The organism is Olleya sp. UBA1516, from assembly GCF_002323495.1.
GTDB lineage: Bacteria > Bacteroidota > Bacteroidia > Flavobacteriales > Flavobacteriaceae > Olleya.
Genome location: NZ_DCQO01000011.1, coordinates 1 through 15,627, shown reverse-complemented (window position 1 = coordinate 15,627; position 15,627 = coordinate 1). Strand labels below are relative to the sequence as shown.

Genomic DNA, 15,627 nt, shown 5'->3' with positions numbered 1-15,627 from the left:
TATAATAATTACGAAAAAAATAAATTTTAAAATGAAAAAAATAACAAAATTAGTATTGGCATTATCTCTTGTTTTTGCTGTAAGTTGTAAGGACGACACTAAAAATTCTGATAGTAAAAAAGAAACAACTGAGTCTGTAGCAAAAACTGAAAAATTTGTTGTAAAACCAGAAGGAACAACAGTAAAATGGACTGCTTACAAAACGACTGAAAAAGTTCCTGTTGGTGGACAGTTTGTCACTTTAAATTTTGATGAAAAAGCAGGAGATTCTCCACAGGATGCATTAAACAATTTAAACTTTTCTATTCCAATTAGTGGTTTATTTACAGACAACGACGCTAGAGATTTAAAGTTAAAAACTTCATTTTTTGGAGAGATGTTAAATCCTGAATTTATAAAAGGAACGATTAAACATATAGATAACAAATACATTGCTTCTATTACCATGAATGGCGTCACTAACGACTTACCTTTAGAAGTAAAAATCACAGATGAAAGACGTGTAGCCATGTCTGCGACAATGCAATTAAAAGATTGGGATGCCTTAGGTGCTTTAAGTATTTTAAATAAAGTTTGTTTTGATTTACATAAAGGTGCAGATGGTGTTAGTAAAACATGGGAAGACGTTTCAATAGAAATCAACACTTTTTTAAGAAAAAACTAATAGTATTTTATTATATTAGTAAAAAAGCAGTTGGACAGAGCTACTTAACTTAAAAATCTAAATAAAATGAAAATGAAAAAAATATCATTACTACTATTAGTGTTAACTTTTGGAGTATTTATAAGCTGTAAAGAAGATAAAACACAACCTGAAACTGAAAAAACCGAAGCCGAAACTGCAAAAAAGGTTAAACTAAAATTAGAATCTAAAAGCGGAAGTAATGTTACAGGTAATGCTGTATTTACAGAAGAAGATGACCAAATTAAATTTACTGCAATGCTTAGTGGTTTAGAGCCAGGAATACACGCTATCCATATTCATGAAAAAGCAGATTGCTCTTCGGATGACGGAAAATCTACAGGTGGACACTGGAACCCAACAGGAGCACCTCACGGAAAATGGGGAAGTAAAGCTGGATACCATAAAGGCGACATCGGTAATTTACAAGCAGACGCTAATGGTCATGCTACAATAATGCTAAAAACAGATGAATGGTGTATTGGATGTGGTGACGAGAACAAAGACATATTAGGTAAAGCAATAATTGTACATGCTGGTACAGATGACTTTACAACACAACCAACAGGAGATGCTGGTGGACGTGTAAGTTGTGGAGGGATCATTAAGTAATCCACAATAGCAATAGATTAAAAAAAATCGCTTTTAAGCGATTTTTTTATGTTTTTTATTATACTTTAGTTCAAGATATTTTTATATGGATATAGACAATTTAGTAGTACAATTTAAGAAGAAAGACGAAAAGGCTTTTGAAAAATTATACGATATGTACAAAGATAGTATGCATGGTGTAATTTATAATATAGTTAGAGATAATGACATTGCAGAAGAAATCATGCAAGATGTATTTATCAAAGCTTGGCATAAAGCCGATAGTTACGACGTTAAAAAAGGTCGTTTCTTTACTTGGTTAATAAATATTGCTAGAAATGCAGCAATAGATAAAACTAGGTCTAAGTCCTTTAAAAACTCGGGTAAAAACCTTAACTCTGATTTTTTCGTAGATATTATCCAGTCGCATGATAGTTTAGACGATAGTACTGATGCTATAGGCATCAAGAAATTTGTAGACAAATTAGCTAAAAAGTGCATTGAAGTGATTGAGCTATTATACTTTAAAGGGTTTACTCAAAAAGAAGCCTCAGAAGAGTTAGACATGCCAATTGGGACGATTAAGACTAGGAATAGAAATTGTATAAAAGAATTAAGAGAAGCTGTACTATAATATGAACATTAACGACTATATAAACTCAGGAATATTAGAACTGTACGTTGCTGGACAGCTTTCTGAAAAAGAAAGTAGTGAAGTATATGATCTAATGTTGAAACATCCCGAAGTCCTAAAAGAAGTTTTAGAGATAGAGGCTGCTATAGTTAAATTAACTGCAAGTGTCTCTCCAAAAAAAGATATCGCTTTTAATACTATAAAAGGTAGATTAAACAACAATACAGATAGTAAAGTTATTAGTTTAAACAGACCTAAAACCCAATGGTTAAATTATTCTGGTTGGGCAGCTGCTGTTGTTTTAGCAGGTGGATTAATTTGGACAATAAATCAAAAATCTGATTTAGAAAACCAAATACAAACGGTTAATACTGAAAAAGACTTTTTAGAAATCCAAATGGAAACTTCTAAAACAGATTTAGCAGAAACTAAAAACTTATTAAATATAATTAGAGATAAGAGCATTATTAATATACCATTAGAAGGTCAAGCTGCAGCTCCTGGAGCTTTTGCTAATGTGTATTGGGACATAAAAGATGACACAGTCTATTTAGACTTACAAGGTTTACCAGAGCCTCCAGAAGGTAAAGTATACCAAGTCTGGTCTTTAACTTTAAACCCTCTAACACCAACTAGTTTAGGTACTATTGACGATTTTATACAAGACGACAATAAGATTTTTAAACTTAAAAATGCTAATCAATCACAAGCATTTGGTATAACATTAGAGCCAGCTGGAGGAAGTCCTTCTCCAACATTAGAACAGTTATATACTTTAGGTGCTTTGGCATCCTTATAAGATTATAGATCACTTACAAAAAAGACACCTATTAGGTGTCTTTTTTTTTGCTTTACTATATCAAACTAATTTATACAGTATCATGCACTTGAGCTTGTTTGTTATTTACAAAATAATAGCCATTTGCTTATAAATAATAATCTAATGAAACATAAGTAAACAAATAGAAGCTTTTGTGATTTTTGATGCCCAAAATAAGCGCCTAATTACAATGATTAATAATTAAGTGATAAATCTATGTCTAAGTAACATTGCTTAAAGCTTATGCATCATCTATTGCTTTTAATAATCAATTGAGTAAACTTATACTCTAGTAGTTAGTAATTAGTAATAAATAAATAATTCATAATACTTTAAACTAAAAGGTCTATTTGTGTGAATTATAAACAGGATAAAAAAAGAAAGAGTTTGATAATAAATTATCAAACTCTTTCAAAACAAACTAACAAAAAACAAACCTTACTTTTTCATAGCATTTAAATTAATGTTAGTTGTGCAATTAATTGTTTCCCTTAAACTGATTGCAACTATACTTACGTAATTTTAATGAGTAAGGTTTTATTTATTTTTAAAACGTGTAACTTAATGTTGTTTTAAAGTTAAAAGGTGTTCCAGGTGTAAAGTGAATCTCTTCCACTGGATCAACTTCATTTTGTAATCTTGACTCGGTTAAAAATTGAGTTTCTTTCCAATCTGTATCCAATACATTTTCAATACTAACACCTAATCTCCAGTGTTTGTTAAAAGCATAATTCACATTTAAATCTGTTACAAAATAGCCTTCTGCTTGCACACTATTATCTTCATTTGCAGGTCTATCATCTACGTATCTGTAGTTAATTCCTCCTGAAAAATTATTTAAATCTTTAAAAGACAAACCTCCTACCAATGTAAAATCTGGTGCTAAGGGTATATAATCGTTTCCGTTGTCTTCTTCTAAACTTCTTGCTCTGGTAAGTGTAGCATCTGTATTAAAGTAAATATTATCTGTTAATTGGTATCTAACTCCAAAATCTACTCCATAACGTTCAGATTTTCCGCTAGGCTCAATAATTCCTGCATCTCCAACGTAAACAAATTCTTCTTCAGAAAACAAATACCATAAAGCTGTATTAATGACTAACTTTTCTGTTGGTTTCCAAATGTTTCCTAAATCTAATCCATAAGCTTTTGGTAAAGCGTTATCTATTTCTTGATTTAAAACGACTCTAGAATCGTTTGAGTGAAATCCAATTCCGGATTTAACAAACCATTGCATATTATTATTTTGATTATACTCAATACTTAATTTTGGTAAAATAGCGACTTCACTATCAGTAAGGTTAGAGTATGTTGGACTTAATTGGTCTTGGTACTGAAACTTAATATATTCTAGACGTAAAGCTGGTGTAATTTTAACTTTACCTAAATCAATTTCAGCATTAAAAAAACCATATAAATTACGTTGATTAACATTACCCAATTGAATATTTTCTAAGGTTTGTTTTCTATTTAAAGTACGCGATAACTCAATATCACTAACATCGTCATATCTTAAACCAACACCAGAATTATAAGTAATATCAAACGTATCGTAGTTTTTATTTTTTTTGAACTGTGTATTAAATCCAAAAATATTACGCGCTTCTTTTTGCTTTATTTGATCTCCATTTATTGGGTCTTCTAAAAAGAAAGTGAAGTTAGAATATAACTCAAAATTGTAGTTAGAGTAAAAAGCATTAGTCTGCATAGACACGTCATTATCTAATATTGTACTGTATTGCACATTAAGGTTAGTACGATTGGTGTTACCACCTTCTGTATCGTCCACAGCTCCAAAATTAGAAAGCGTTCCGTTATCCACTAATCGTTGAGGGATTTGACCTGAAGCATCCCATTGACTTGTAAAGTGACTAAGGGTTATTCCTATTTTAGAATCATTATTTAAATAGGCATTATACTTACTTACAATATTTAATCTATCAAAATTTTGAGGCGATTCAAAAGGTCCATCAGTCTCAATATACTCTACAGCTACATATGCGTTCTGAGAGGATTTGTTTTCTAGAAGGTTAAACATCCCTAAAGTTCTTAAAGAATTAAATTGACCTGCTGAAAAACTAATTAAGTTATCCTCTAACTTATCTTTTGTTTTAAAGTCTACAAATCCAGCAGTATTAAAATCACCATGATTTGCATAATATGGACCTTTACCAAAATTGATGGTGTTTATAGTTTCTGGGATTAAAAAATGTAAGTCACTATAGCCTTGACCATGTGCATGAGACACCATGTTTACTGGCATACCATCTACTGACAAACCAACATCTGTACCATGGTCGACATCAAAACCTCTTAAAAATATTTGTTCTGCTTTACCACCACCTGCATGTTGACCAATGATCAAACCTGGTACTTTTCTTAAAATTTCTTGTGATGAGTTAATTGGACTTGTTGCCAAATCTATTTTAATCATACTATTCATTACATCAATTGGCTCTGACAAAACTAACTCGTCTAAAACAAATGCTTTAGCCTCTAAATTTATTGTAAATGTATTGTCTAAAAGTGATTGCGTTAAAACAAGTGTTTTCTTTTGATAACCTAATAAACCAACCATTAGGCTATCACCTACTTTTGTTTTATTGATTACAAACTGTCCAAATTGATTGGTATGTGCGTGTTCTTTTGAGGTTTGATTATACACATAAGCAGTTTCTAAAGGTTGGTTATTATCCATAACATACCCTTTAACTGTTTGTGCATTTACTGTTAAAACAACACCTAAAAATGCTAAATAAGTGATTATACTTTTCATTATCTAAATACTATAATTGGTTAACTACTTTGGTGGTTAATGGACCTAACTCATAACTACTTTCTTGTAATTCTTTTTTAAGTTCAGCTACTTCTTTTAATTTACCATTAGCTTTATATATTGCTGCAATATGGTATTGTGCTTCTGGCTCAAAAGTTTGTCCTAAAACGTGCTGCTCTGCTATTGTTAATGCTTTTTTAACGTCACCATTGTTATAATAACTCCAAGCTAATAGATCATAAGATAATGGCGTAGGTCTATTTTCTACTTCAATTTTAGCTAAAGTAATGGCTTTTTCGTTTTTAGTATCTGCTAATATTTTTGAAGAATACACATTATACATATCTCCATAATCCTTATTATCAATAGCTTCAAAATAACTAGATAAATACTTGTTTTTAGCGTCTATATTATTTTCATATTCTGCAATTTCTGCTTTAAACAATAAATAGTCTGGAGCATTATGTAATTGCGAGATAGCATCTAAAATACGTTTAGCTTCTGAAGCATTTTTTTCGTGAGAATATACAATCCAAGCAATTCCTTTTTTAGCATAAGCATCATCAGGATTTAAGGCTAAAGATTTTAAATAGTAGTTATACGATTTTTCTATTTGACCATCATGACCATAAAAATCGGCAAGGTTAGTATAAGACCATTCCATTAAATTATCCAATTTAGAAGACTCTGCTTTTAACGTTGCACGCTCTAAATAATTAATTGCTGAAGCTAAGTCGCCTTTATAATCGCTCCATTTAGACAATCTGATTAGGTATCCAAAATCGTTTAAATCCTTTACGTCCTCTAGATAATTTTTGGCGATATCAAAATCTCCTAACTCCATATGTACATCAAAAAGCATTTTTTTAGTACCATCTAGATTTTGACCGTTTTCTTCAGCTTTTTTAAGTAATTCTAAAGCTTGCTTAAATTTATGTTGTGAAATATAATTACGTGCTAAGGCTCTTAAATGTCCAGCCGAATTATATTGTGTTTGTTCATTTAATGTAATTAGTGATTGCTCTGCAGATTTTAAATGTTTGATGTTTCCTGTAGATTTAAACAATCGTGATTCTGCTCCTGCAATTTGAGATAAGTAAGAGAATTGATTTGGAGTAGCCTCTAATTTTTTAGTCCAGAAATTATAATCTGAAGTTGCATTAACAGTTTCTGTATTAGTTTGTAAAGTTAAAAACTGATTATAATCCTCTGGATTAGTAACTGTTTTTGTTTTTTCTGAACAACTAGTTGCCATAATTATAACAAGTAGCAGCATGTATAGTTTAGTGTTCATAATAGTGTTGTTTTATTGTTTTGTTTGTTTGAAAAGGGAATTGGCGAAAATAAAAAACCTAGAGTACTATTTACAATACTCTAGGTTAAATTTTAGTCTACCAAGGAGACGCTAAATAAGGGAAAGATGTAGAAAATGCTTTATCATTTGCATCTACATTATCATTAGATAGTGTTGGGTTTTCACTAAAATCCTCACCACCAAAGATTAATAATAATTCTACAGTAATAACATCATCTGCTAAAGTACGTCCTGTTAAAACATTTGTACCATCATAAAAAGTAGTTGTTCCGTCTAAAGACACATTAAGTACATCTGTTGCAAGTAAACCTGTAAAAGATGGTGCATCTAAACCTAATGCATTTGCATCTCCTGGGTTAGCATAAGCTGGACTTAATCCTGTTAAGTTAGTCTCAAACATACTTTGGAACGCTGCATTTTGGCTACTTGGTACTGTTGTGTTAAACATATCTTTAGATCCTGAAGACACAAATACTGTATTTACAGCAGGACGTCCCATTTGATCTTGTTGAGTGTAAACACCTGTAAAGTCAGGTCCAGAAGGTCCTGTTGGTCCTACTACAGCAGCATCGTCATCATTAGAGCAATTAAAGGCTACTAAGGTTACAAGAAGCACAGTAAATATATTTTTTAAATTTTTCATAATTTGTAAGTTTTAAAAGTTTGTTATTATTTAGACTTAGATTCTACCCAAGTATTAATTGTTCCTGATCCACCAATCATAGATTTTGGTACCTCAACTACAATTGACATTACATTAGTACCAGCAAATGTGTCTGTTCCTGGATTATTAAATCCTGAAGCTGTACCACCAATAATTGCTGTGTACTGATTAAAATCGAAGAAAAATGGGTCATCTCTTGGTCCTGCAAAAGCAGAAATTCCTGCAGTAGTTTGCACTATTGGAGACGTACCGTAAGATGTAATATCTACTATTGTTTGTGGTCCTGATCCAATAACTGTACTACTTAATCCTGTTGTACCTGGAGCAACTGGTCCAAAAAAGTACATTTTACCATCTCTTGGTAAAGCTTGAATTACTAAATCTTCAACATTGTCTCCAGTGTTGTCAATGTTAAATTCAATCATAACGTTTTCGTCAAAACTAGCACTTCCTGTTGCTGCTGGACTTAAAAGACCTTGTACATTGGCAACAAATACTAAGTTGTCTGTGTTTTCTCCCTGAAAAGCGTAAAAATCTGTGATATCACTTGTACCACCTTGTACAGCTGGAGCATCAATGTGATCCGCTGATAAGAAGAAGAAACTTGCTGCTGCAAATACACCTACTCCTAAAATAAATTTGAAATTTTTCATAATGTTTTTGAGATTTTTTGTTAATTATTATTTTTGGTTCTCGCAGACACTTACGCAACTTTTGTAATGTTGGTTTTATAAATTTTCTGTAAAAGAGAAAAAAAGACATAAAATAATTTTAAAAAAGTATCTTTGGCACCATAATTAAATAGAATCATGAACCCATCTGCTTCAGGCTGGATTAAAAAACTTATAAACGAGCTAAAACCTCATGAGCTCTTTAAAGACAACGACTTAGAAGTGTATTACAGACACTTTAGAGACTGTGGTTTTATATACGGAAGTAATGTAACAGTTGTAAATAATTGGACTAAAAATAAAGATTATAGTTCTGACGAAATTTGTAAAATAAATTTGGTTATTGCCTTATTAATTACCTACACTAACCACAATACGACCAACGATTTTTATACCGAAGTTGCTAATTTTTACAATACTATTAATAAAGAAAGAATCTCTTTTTTACAAGGAATTATTGGATCTAAGGATGTAAAAGATCAAGCAGAACGTATTATAAATAAACGCGTACAAATAGATGATAATCTAATAGACAAAAGTTTTAATTACTTTATAACTAATGCCTTATTATTTGTAGACGTATTGGCTTTTAGAACCTATTTAAAAACTGGAAAAGTTGATGATGATGTTATTAAACAATATGAAGCGATTATAGAAAGTATTGTTTTAAACACTTTAAATAGTAAAAAAGTAAAATCCGATTACGACAAAAGTTTAATTAATTTGTTTGAGCAGTCTTTGCGTTATCAACGCGACAGTGTCTTACTTTATAGTGAAGCTACAAACTTAGTAGATACCAATTTATTTGCACGCTACTGTTTGGATCTAGCTGCTATGGCTACGTGGACTGATGCCAAATTAGATAATGAGGAAGAATCTTTTTTAAATACTTTAGGTGAAAAACTTAATTTAACACAACATCAAACTGATGAAGCTTCAAAAACTATTGAGGACTTTTATAAAAATTACAGAGAAAAAGTACCACTTTTAGGCTCTAAAAACATTGTAAAAACGTTTTATGATAACTCTACCAATATCGTATTAAAGTTAATTAAACGAAACAGTAAAAAACTAACACAAGAGCTTTTAGAAAGTAAAGAATTACTAATTTTACTAACACAGTCTACAGTAAGAGATTTGACTAAGGACGAACAAAAAAAAGTACAAGATCAACTTTTAGATGTTTTTAAATCCATACCAAGTCTAGCCATTTTTATATTACCTGGTGGTGCACTACTGTTGCCTTTAGTCGTTAAATTTATCCCTAAACTACTTCCAAGCGCTTTTGATGATAATAGGATTGAAGACGAAGAAGAGTAACCACTACTCCAACCAATCTTTAAAATCCTTTACACGCTCTCTGGCTACAATAACCTCATCTTCATTATAGTGATTAAGTTTAATTTGTAAACGCGAGTTGGTGTAGCTAATAATGTCTTTAATAGCATTAATATTTATAAAAAACTTTCGGTTTGTCCTAAAAAAGGTCTCAGGTTCTAATTCGTTTTCTAATGCCTCAAGGGTTGTATCTAAAAGGTAATTTCGACCTTCAGTGGTGTATAAATAGGTTCCTTTGTTTTCGCTGTAAAAGCATTCGACATCATCAATGTTTACCAATTTTAAATGTTGTCCTACTTTAACAGAAAATCGTTTTTTGTAAACCCTATCAATTGGATTAACCAATAATTTTTTGATATCCTCAAAGTCTAATGCGATATTAGTTTTCTGCGGAAGCCTAGTTTTATATTTTGCAACAGCAGTTTCTAAATCCTCATCATCAATAGGTTTTAATAAGTAATCAATACTGTTTAATTTAAACGCTTGCAAAGCATACTCGTCATAAGCAGTTGTAAAAATAATAGCCGACTTTACCTCAACTTGATCAAAGATTTCAAAAGACAACCCATCGCTAAGCTGTATGTCCAAAAATATTAAATCAGGATGTGCATTGGTATTAAACCATTGGATCGATTCTTCTACGGAATGCAACATCGTTTCGGTACTAATATCAATACTTTCTAGCATACGTTTTAAACGTCTTGCAGATGGTTTTTCATCTTCTATAATTATCACTTTCATTGGTACTATAATTTGGTTGGTTAGTTGATATTAAGTGGTTTTTATTGACTAATAATTGGTTATTCCCAACGTTTATTTTCTTTTTCTTTGTTCATATACTTTTCAATTTTACGTTGTTCCCAGTTTTTACCAAACAAATAATCTGTACCAAAAACACCTAAAAAATGAAATATTAAACCAATTCCCCAAAATATTGGAGTAGACCAAACTGCCATACTTAAAAACGGTTGCCCAGATTGCTTATATATTAGTAACATTATAAAAATATTAACCACAATGTAGATTGCAAAATGCCAATAAAAGCCAACTATTTTTTCTACTTTTTTCTTTGCTCTTAAGTAAGCTTCTTCCTTTTCATATCTAGCCTGTTGGTTTTCTTCTAGATACGTATCAATATCATTTTTCATTGTAATATATTTTAGTTCCAACGTTGTTGGTTGTCTTCTTCCATAAACTTTTTAATCTTTTTGTCTTCCCAAGATTTACCTAACACACCATCGTTTACAAAGACTTTATAGGCATGAAATGATAGTCCAACTGCCCAACCAAACATTGGAAAGAAAAACCATTTAAAATCCCAACTGGTTTTATAATTTATAAATATTAAAAATGGGATGACTATACAATATGAAATTAGGTTATAATAAAATTCTTTTAACTCTTCCACATGTTTACGTGCTCTTACATATGAGTCGTCTAATTGTTGTTTTGGTATTGGTTTCATAACTGATACTTCTTTACTTAGCATAGGTATTGCCACTATAAAGCTAGCTGTATTCTGGCTAATACTTACGCGTTTATTGGTTAATAATTGGTAGCGTTGTTTGATGTTTTCTAATCCAACACCACTACTCTTTTTTACTATTTGTTTAGGTTGTAAATTGTTTTCTACAACTAGGTTTTGATCGGTTTCATAAATTTTAATATGTAACGGTTTATTACTAGTTACAATATTATGTTTTACTGCATTTTCTAGCAATAATTGCAATGCTAGTGGTACGACTTTACTTTCTGGATCCTTAGCTTGATCTGGTATATCAAAAATAATACTGTCTTCAAATCGCATTTTAAGCAAGGACATATAGGTTTTAGCAAATTGCAACTCTTCATCAACGGTTACTAATTCTTTGTTTTTTTGCTCTAAAACGTAACGGTAAACTTTAGATAAACTAGTGGTAAACTTTTGAGCGCTATTTGGGTTTTCTTCAATTAAACTAGTTAATACATTTAAGCTATTAAACAAAAAATGAGGATCCAATTGGTTTTTTAATGCATCAAACTTTGCGCTGGCAGTACCTGCAATTACTTTTTGTTCTTTTACTTTATTTTCTTGCAAATGCTTTAAGTAAAAAAAGATGTAATATCCTGCAGTTACTGTAATGGCTATGGTTAACGAAAACCAATAATATACTAACTTATCCTCGTATAAAAAGTCCATTACTGACTGACCATAGATGACTACTTTTATAAACAATCTTAAAAAGAAAATGGCAACAACAGATATAACTACAGATGCTAAAGCTGCTAGAATTAAGTTTTTAATTTTAAACAGATTTGCTTTATGCTTTTGCAACATATACGTTACAAAATAAGCGTTAGACAAGTGCAACACAACAGCATACATTTGATTGTAAACAAAATCTAGTAGCAACTCTTGATTGGCTTGTATTGTATAACCGTTTAGATACATTATCACGATTCTAACCAAAAACACAAGCACACCTACTATAAATGCTTTACCTATTTCTTTAAAAAATTTTGACATTATTATTCGTTACAGTCTTTAGTTAATTGTTCTGCGCGCTCTTGTCCCCAATTTGGATCAAACGCAGTTTCTGGTTTAAAGTTAGCAAAAAGTTGCAGAGATTTTTCTATTTGCTCACAAAATGGCTTAGTATCTTTTCCAAAATATTTGGCAGTTCCCATATCCCATTCTGCCTTACTTAACATAACTCTTGGATTATCAGGAGCTAATTTATATGCTTGTGCGTATAATGTGTTTATTTTACCAGATAAGGTCATTCCATAAGTTGCACCATCACTTACTACATAAACCATATGCAACATGGCTTGCAATACCATTATTTCGGGATTATCTTTAGATATTGCGTTGGCATCATCCACAAAACCCTGTGCTTTTTTTAACTGAGCCTCTAAAACATCCTTTTGCTTTAGTTTAGAAAATCCATCCAATATTAATACTTGTGCTGCGTAATAGGATGGTAACCAATTGTCTGTTTCAGCAGTTGCAATGCGCTCAAACATATTTGAGGCTTGTGCGATTTCACCTTGTTTCCAAAAGTCAAATGCTTTGTTCATTCCGCTTTCATAACTGGTTTGTGCTTGTAGCATACTTGATACTAATAATGCGATAATAATGGCTAGTTTATACATTTTAAAGTGTTTTATTGTTACAGGACAAATATCTTGTATAAACCCATCTTTTAAAAAAGGGAATCACCCAACTGTTATATTTTTAGGCTGAATTGTAATAGGTGTAATTTACGTAGTTCTACGTATTTTATATAATAGCTTATAGTTGTAAGTTTATACTTTAAGATAAGGTTAAATGAGGTTACGGTTTCCCGTAATCTTTTTTGGTAAAAAAAGCTTTGTTTTGATATAAGAAAGTAAAGTTTTAACCTCAGTTACCATAATTATGAAATTAGAAAACATATTAGACAAAATGGGTTCGATAGAAAAGAACTCGTTTATTAAGATAATAGATACCATTATATCTAAAAATCCTAAGCAAATAAAAGAGATTAACACAATTCTAAGTTCTACAGACAAAGGGTTAAAATCTGTAGACAATCAAAATATATCGAAGATTTTTGCATTAACTGAAAATGAATTTCAAGAATATATTAAATGTGAATTTCAAGAAATCACTTCTCAATTAGATATTTTAATTGATATAATTATTAGAGATGGTAACTGTATAATGAAACAAGATTGGTTTTCCCGTCTTTACGAAACTGAAGTCAAGCAATTAAAAACTAAAATTAAAGGATTAAATGCAGATTTTGAAGATGATAAATCTGAATTGAGTATTCTTAGAAAAAGGGATTATAAAATCTACAAATCTTGTTTACATACAGCCTATAACAATGATATAGCTAATAATAGAGAAGCAAAAGTCTCTTCGGATGAACTTTCAATAATACTTACACTTTCAAAACAACTAGGACTTTCGCAAGAAGAAATTAAATTAATAAATTACTCTATTCTACCAATCAAAAAGCTTGATATACAAGATGTAATTAAAGGGTTGAAAAATATTGGTGTTATCTTTTTTTCAAATAAAGAAAACACTATTTATGTTGCTGATGAAATGGTCAGAATATTAAGAAATATAAGAGAAAAAGAAGTTGGCGAAAAATTTTACAGAAGAACATTAAAATTATTAAGAGAACCAATCATAAATCAAATATGCAAAGATCACAATATTGATAGAAAGCTTAATTACTCTGAAAAAATTGAAGAAATAATTAAAGAAGGAGTTTCTTTTACTAATCTACTTTTAGAAGGAATTTACAAAACAGGAAGTACCTTAACCGAAAAGAAAAAAACCTTAAATGAACTTTGTGAAAAAGGTTTAAATATAAGTAGTTTAAAAGGAAGTACTTTGGATGAAAAAATAAGCAGTTTAATCGAATATTTTGATAATGTTGAACGTGATGAAAAAGTTGGTATTTCATTAGATGGATTTGATAAATTATTATCAGAGTTAAATCAGTCTTTACCCAAATTAAATAAACAAATAAAGGATCAATTTGAATTACAAGAAGAGTATGTTTTAAAAGCAGACTTTTTATTAGATTATAATATTAAACCTAGAGACATTTTAGATTTAATTATCAAAGAAGATTTAACTAAATTTATTAAAGATAATGGAGTCAAACAGCGAGGAGATGACATTTTAAATATTTTGGAACATTACAAAGATGTTGAAAATTTATATCTAGAAAATTATCAAAACGTAGCTTACAGAAATCTTAATTTATTAAAAGAAAATGGAATCCTAATAAAGGAAAGTGAATTAGGTCAAAAGTTTGAAGAATTAACAAAGACAATGTTCACTAGTTTAGGTTTTAATGTAGATGATTCTTTTAAAAATAAATTAAATACTAAAAAGGATATGATGGATATTCTTTTAAACTTAGGTAACGACGAAATCATAATTGTTGAATGTAAAACCAGTAAAGAAAGAGGATATAACAAGTTTAGTTCTGTTTCTAGGCAACTTAAATCTTATCAAAACCTTGCGCTTAAAAACAATTTAAGAATAGTAAAAATTTTACTAGTTGCTCCTGAGTTTAGTGATGATTTTGTAACAGATTGTGAAATGGATACAGAAATGAATTTATCATTAATTACAGCTTCAACTTTATCAAATATTTTTGACTTTTTTAAAACATCCAAATACAAAGAGTTCCCTCATGTGTTATTTAGAGACATTGTTATTAATGAAGAACGCATTTTAAAAGCTTTGAGTAAATAAATTAAATTATATAATTTAACTTTACAAAAAACCTAATACATGACCTTTGCTGCAATAGATTTTGAAACTGCTAAAAGTCATCATATTTGCTCTGTTGGAATTGTGACGTTTAAAGATGGTGAAATTATAGAAGAGTTTCATGCATTAATACAACCGCCTAAAAACGAATACAATTACCACAACGTTCAAGTACATGGTATTACAGAGGATGACACTAGATTTTCGCCTAACTTCAAAGCTATTTATCCTGAGATTAAAAAAAGGATTTCGGGAATTACAACTGTGGCTCACAACGAGTCTTTTGACAGAACGGTTTTACTAAAAACGATGAGCGACTACAATATTCCGCATGCTGATTTAGTCATGGAACAGCGTTGGGAATGTACCTTAAAACTATATCGCAATAAAGGTTATAAACCTGCTAAATTAGATGCTTGCTGTAAAGTACACAATATCCCTTTAAAGCATCATGATGCTTTATCTGATGCTAGAGCATGTGGTAAATTATTTTTAATTGCTCAGTTTGAGTCTTTACCGTTATTTTAGATTACAAACCATAACTAAGCACGTGCTTTTTTTATTAATTTAATAACTATAAACGCTATTAAGGCTTGCATTAATGCGTTAACTGTTACAACCAACCAAAACGAATTTGTGCTTGATCTATAAATACCCTGTTCTGGAAACAAGCGATTAAATAAGGTTAACGGAAACGAAATAGCTTCATCAATTAACCGTATTACAATACTATTGGGTTGCAGGACGTGTTCTGCTAGATAACTTATTGAAAACCCTAATGCAATATCTATAATAAATAGAATGATAAATAGTTTGACAAATAATTTCATGCTGTAAATTAATAAAAAAAATACTAACTAAAATATCACACTT

Annotated in this window: 16 protein-coding genes; 7 read left to right on the top strand and 9 right to left on the bottom strand. The window is 30.4% G+C overall.

Annotation, left to right across the window (positions count from 1 at the left end; all coding sequences use genetic code 11):
- The first annotated feature begins 31 nt into the window (after positions 1-31).
- The 4 genes from B2989_RS06960 to B2989_RS06945 all read left to right on the top strand — a co-directional run bounded on the left by B2989_RS06960 (position 32) and on the right by B2989_RS06945 (position 2,706).
- A complete protein-coding gene (locus tag B2989_RS06960) occupies positions 32-664 on the top strand; it encodes a YceI family protein (protein WP_292946445.1) in 633 nt (210 codons plus the stop codon).
- A 72-nt stretch (positions 665-736) separates the two neighbouring features.
- On the top strand, positions 737-1,294 hold the full coding sequence (locus B2989_RS06955; RefSeq protein WP_292946442.1) for a superoxide dismutase family protein: 558 nt from the start codon (positions 737-739) through the stop codon (positions 1,292-1,294).
- A gap of 85 nt (positions 1,295-1,379) precedes the next feature.
- Complete coding sequence (locus B2989_RS06950) at positions 1,380-1,907, top strand: RNA polymerase sigma factor (protein ID WP_292946439.1); 528 nt, start codon at positions 1,380-1,382, stop codon at positions 1,905-1,907.
- A 1-nt stretch (position 1,908) separates the two neighbouring features.
- Positions 1,909-2,706: an anti-sigma factor gene (locus B2989_RS06945; RefSeq protein WP_292946436.1), complete on the top strand. Its 798-nt coding sequence runs from the start codon at positions 1,909-1,911 to the stop codon at positions 2,704-2,706.
- Between the two features lie 568 nt (positions 2,707-3,274).
- Here the strand turns inward: B2989_RS06945 and B2989_RS06940 are convergent.
- The 4 genes from B2989_RS06940 to B2989_RS06925 all read right to left on the bottom strand — a co-directional run bounded on the left by B2989_RS06940 (position 3,275) and on the right by B2989_RS06925 (position 8,135).
- Positions 3,275-5,503 carry a TonB-dependent receptor gene (locus B2989_RS06940; protein WP_292946433.1) on the bottom strand — a complete coding sequence of 743 codons (2,229 nt, stop codon included), beginning with the start codon at positions 5,501-5,503 and terminating at the stop codon, positions 3,275-3,277.
- A gap of 10 nt (positions 5,504-5,513) precedes the next feature.
- Positions 5,514-6,797 carry a tetratricopeptide repeat protein gene (locus B2989_RS06935; protein ID WP_292946430.1) on the bottom strand — a complete coding sequence of 428 codons (1,284 nt, stop codon included), beginning with the start codon at positions 6,795-6,797 and terminating at the stop codon, positions 5,514-5,516.
- A 97-nt stretch (positions 6,798-6,894) separates the two neighbouring features.
- Positions 6,895-7,461: a DUF4331 family protein gene (locus B2989_RS06930; protein ID WP_145002223.1), complete on the bottom strand. Its 567-nt coding sequence runs from the start codon at positions 7,459-7,461 to the stop codon at positions 6,895-6,897.
- A 26-nt stretch (positions 7,462-7,487) separates the two neighbouring features.
- Complete coding sequence (locus B2989_RS06925; protein WP_292946424.1) at positions 7,488-8,135, bottom strand: DUF4331 family protein; 648 nt, start codon at positions 8,133-8,135, stop codon at positions 7,488-7,490.
- Positions 8,136-8,291: 156 nt separating this feature from the next.
- On the opposite strand from B2989_RS06925, the gene B2989_RS06920 reads away from it, so the two are divergent.
- Positions 8,292-9,473 carry an LETM1-related biofilm-associated protein gene (locus B2989_RS06920; protein ID WP_292946421.1) on the top strand — a complete coding sequence of 394 codons (1,182 nt, stop codon included), beginning with the start codon at positions 8,292-8,294 and terminating at the stop codon, positions 9,471-9,473.
- A 3-nt stretch (positions 9,474-9,476) separates the two neighbouring features.
- On the opposite strand, the gene B2989_RS06915 is transcribed toward B2989_RS06920, so the two are convergent.
- The 4 genes from B2989_RS06915 to B2989_RS06900 are packed head-to-tail and all read right to left on the bottom strand — an operon-like array spanning position 9,477 to position 12,626.
- Positions 9,477-10,232: a LytR/AlgR family response regulator transcription factor gene (locus B2989_RS06915; RefSeq protein WP_292946419.1), complete on the bottom strand. Its 756-nt coding sequence runs from the start codon at positions 10,230-10,232 to the stop codon at positions 9,477-9,479.
- Between the two features lie 59 nt (positions 10,233-10,291).
- Entirely contained in the window at positions 10,292-10,639 is a 348-nt protein-coding gene (locus tag B2989_RS06910) for a 2TM domain-containing protein (protein ID WP_028281701.1), read from the bottom strand.
- Between the two features lie 11 nt (positions 10,640-10,650).
- The gene (locus tag B2989_RS06905; RefSeq protein ID WP_292946409.1) at positions 10,651-11,997 is read right to left on the bottom strand and encodes a 2TM domain-containing protein; all 1,347 of its coding nucleotides are present in this window, start codon (positions 11,995-11,997) and stop codon (positions 10,651-10,653) included.
- 2 nt (positions 11,998-11,999) lie between these two features.
- A complete protein-coding gene (locus tag B2989_RS06900) occupies positions 12,000-12,626 on the bottom strand; it encodes a hypothetical protein (protein WP_292946406.1) in 627 nt (208 codons plus the stop codon).
- Between the two features lie 265 nt (positions 12,627-12,891).
- Here B2989_RS06900 and B2989_RS06895 point away from each other — a divergent pair, with 265 nt between their 5' ends.
- Positions 12,892-14,736: a hypothetical protein gene (locus B2989_RS06895; protein ID WP_292946403.1), complete on the top strand. Its 1,845-nt coding sequence runs from the start codon at positions 12,892-12,894 to the stop codon at positions 14,734-14,736.
- A gap of 39 nt (positions 14,737-14,775) precedes the next feature.
- Entirely contained in the window at positions 14,776-15,282 is a 507-nt protein-coding gene (locus B2989_RS06890) for a 3'-5' exonuclease (RefSeq protein WP_292946383.1), read from the top strand.
- 14 nt (positions 15,283-15,296) lie between these two features.
- On the opposite strand, the gene B2989_RS06885 is transcribed toward B2989_RS06890, so the two are convergent.
- Positions 15,297-15,584: a hypothetical protein gene (locus B2989_RS06885; RefSeq protein ID WP_292946381.1), complete on the bottom strand. Its 288-nt coding sequence runs from the start codon at positions 15,582-15,584 to the stop codon at positions 15,297-15,299.
- Positions 15,585-15,627: the final 43 nt, after the last annotated feature.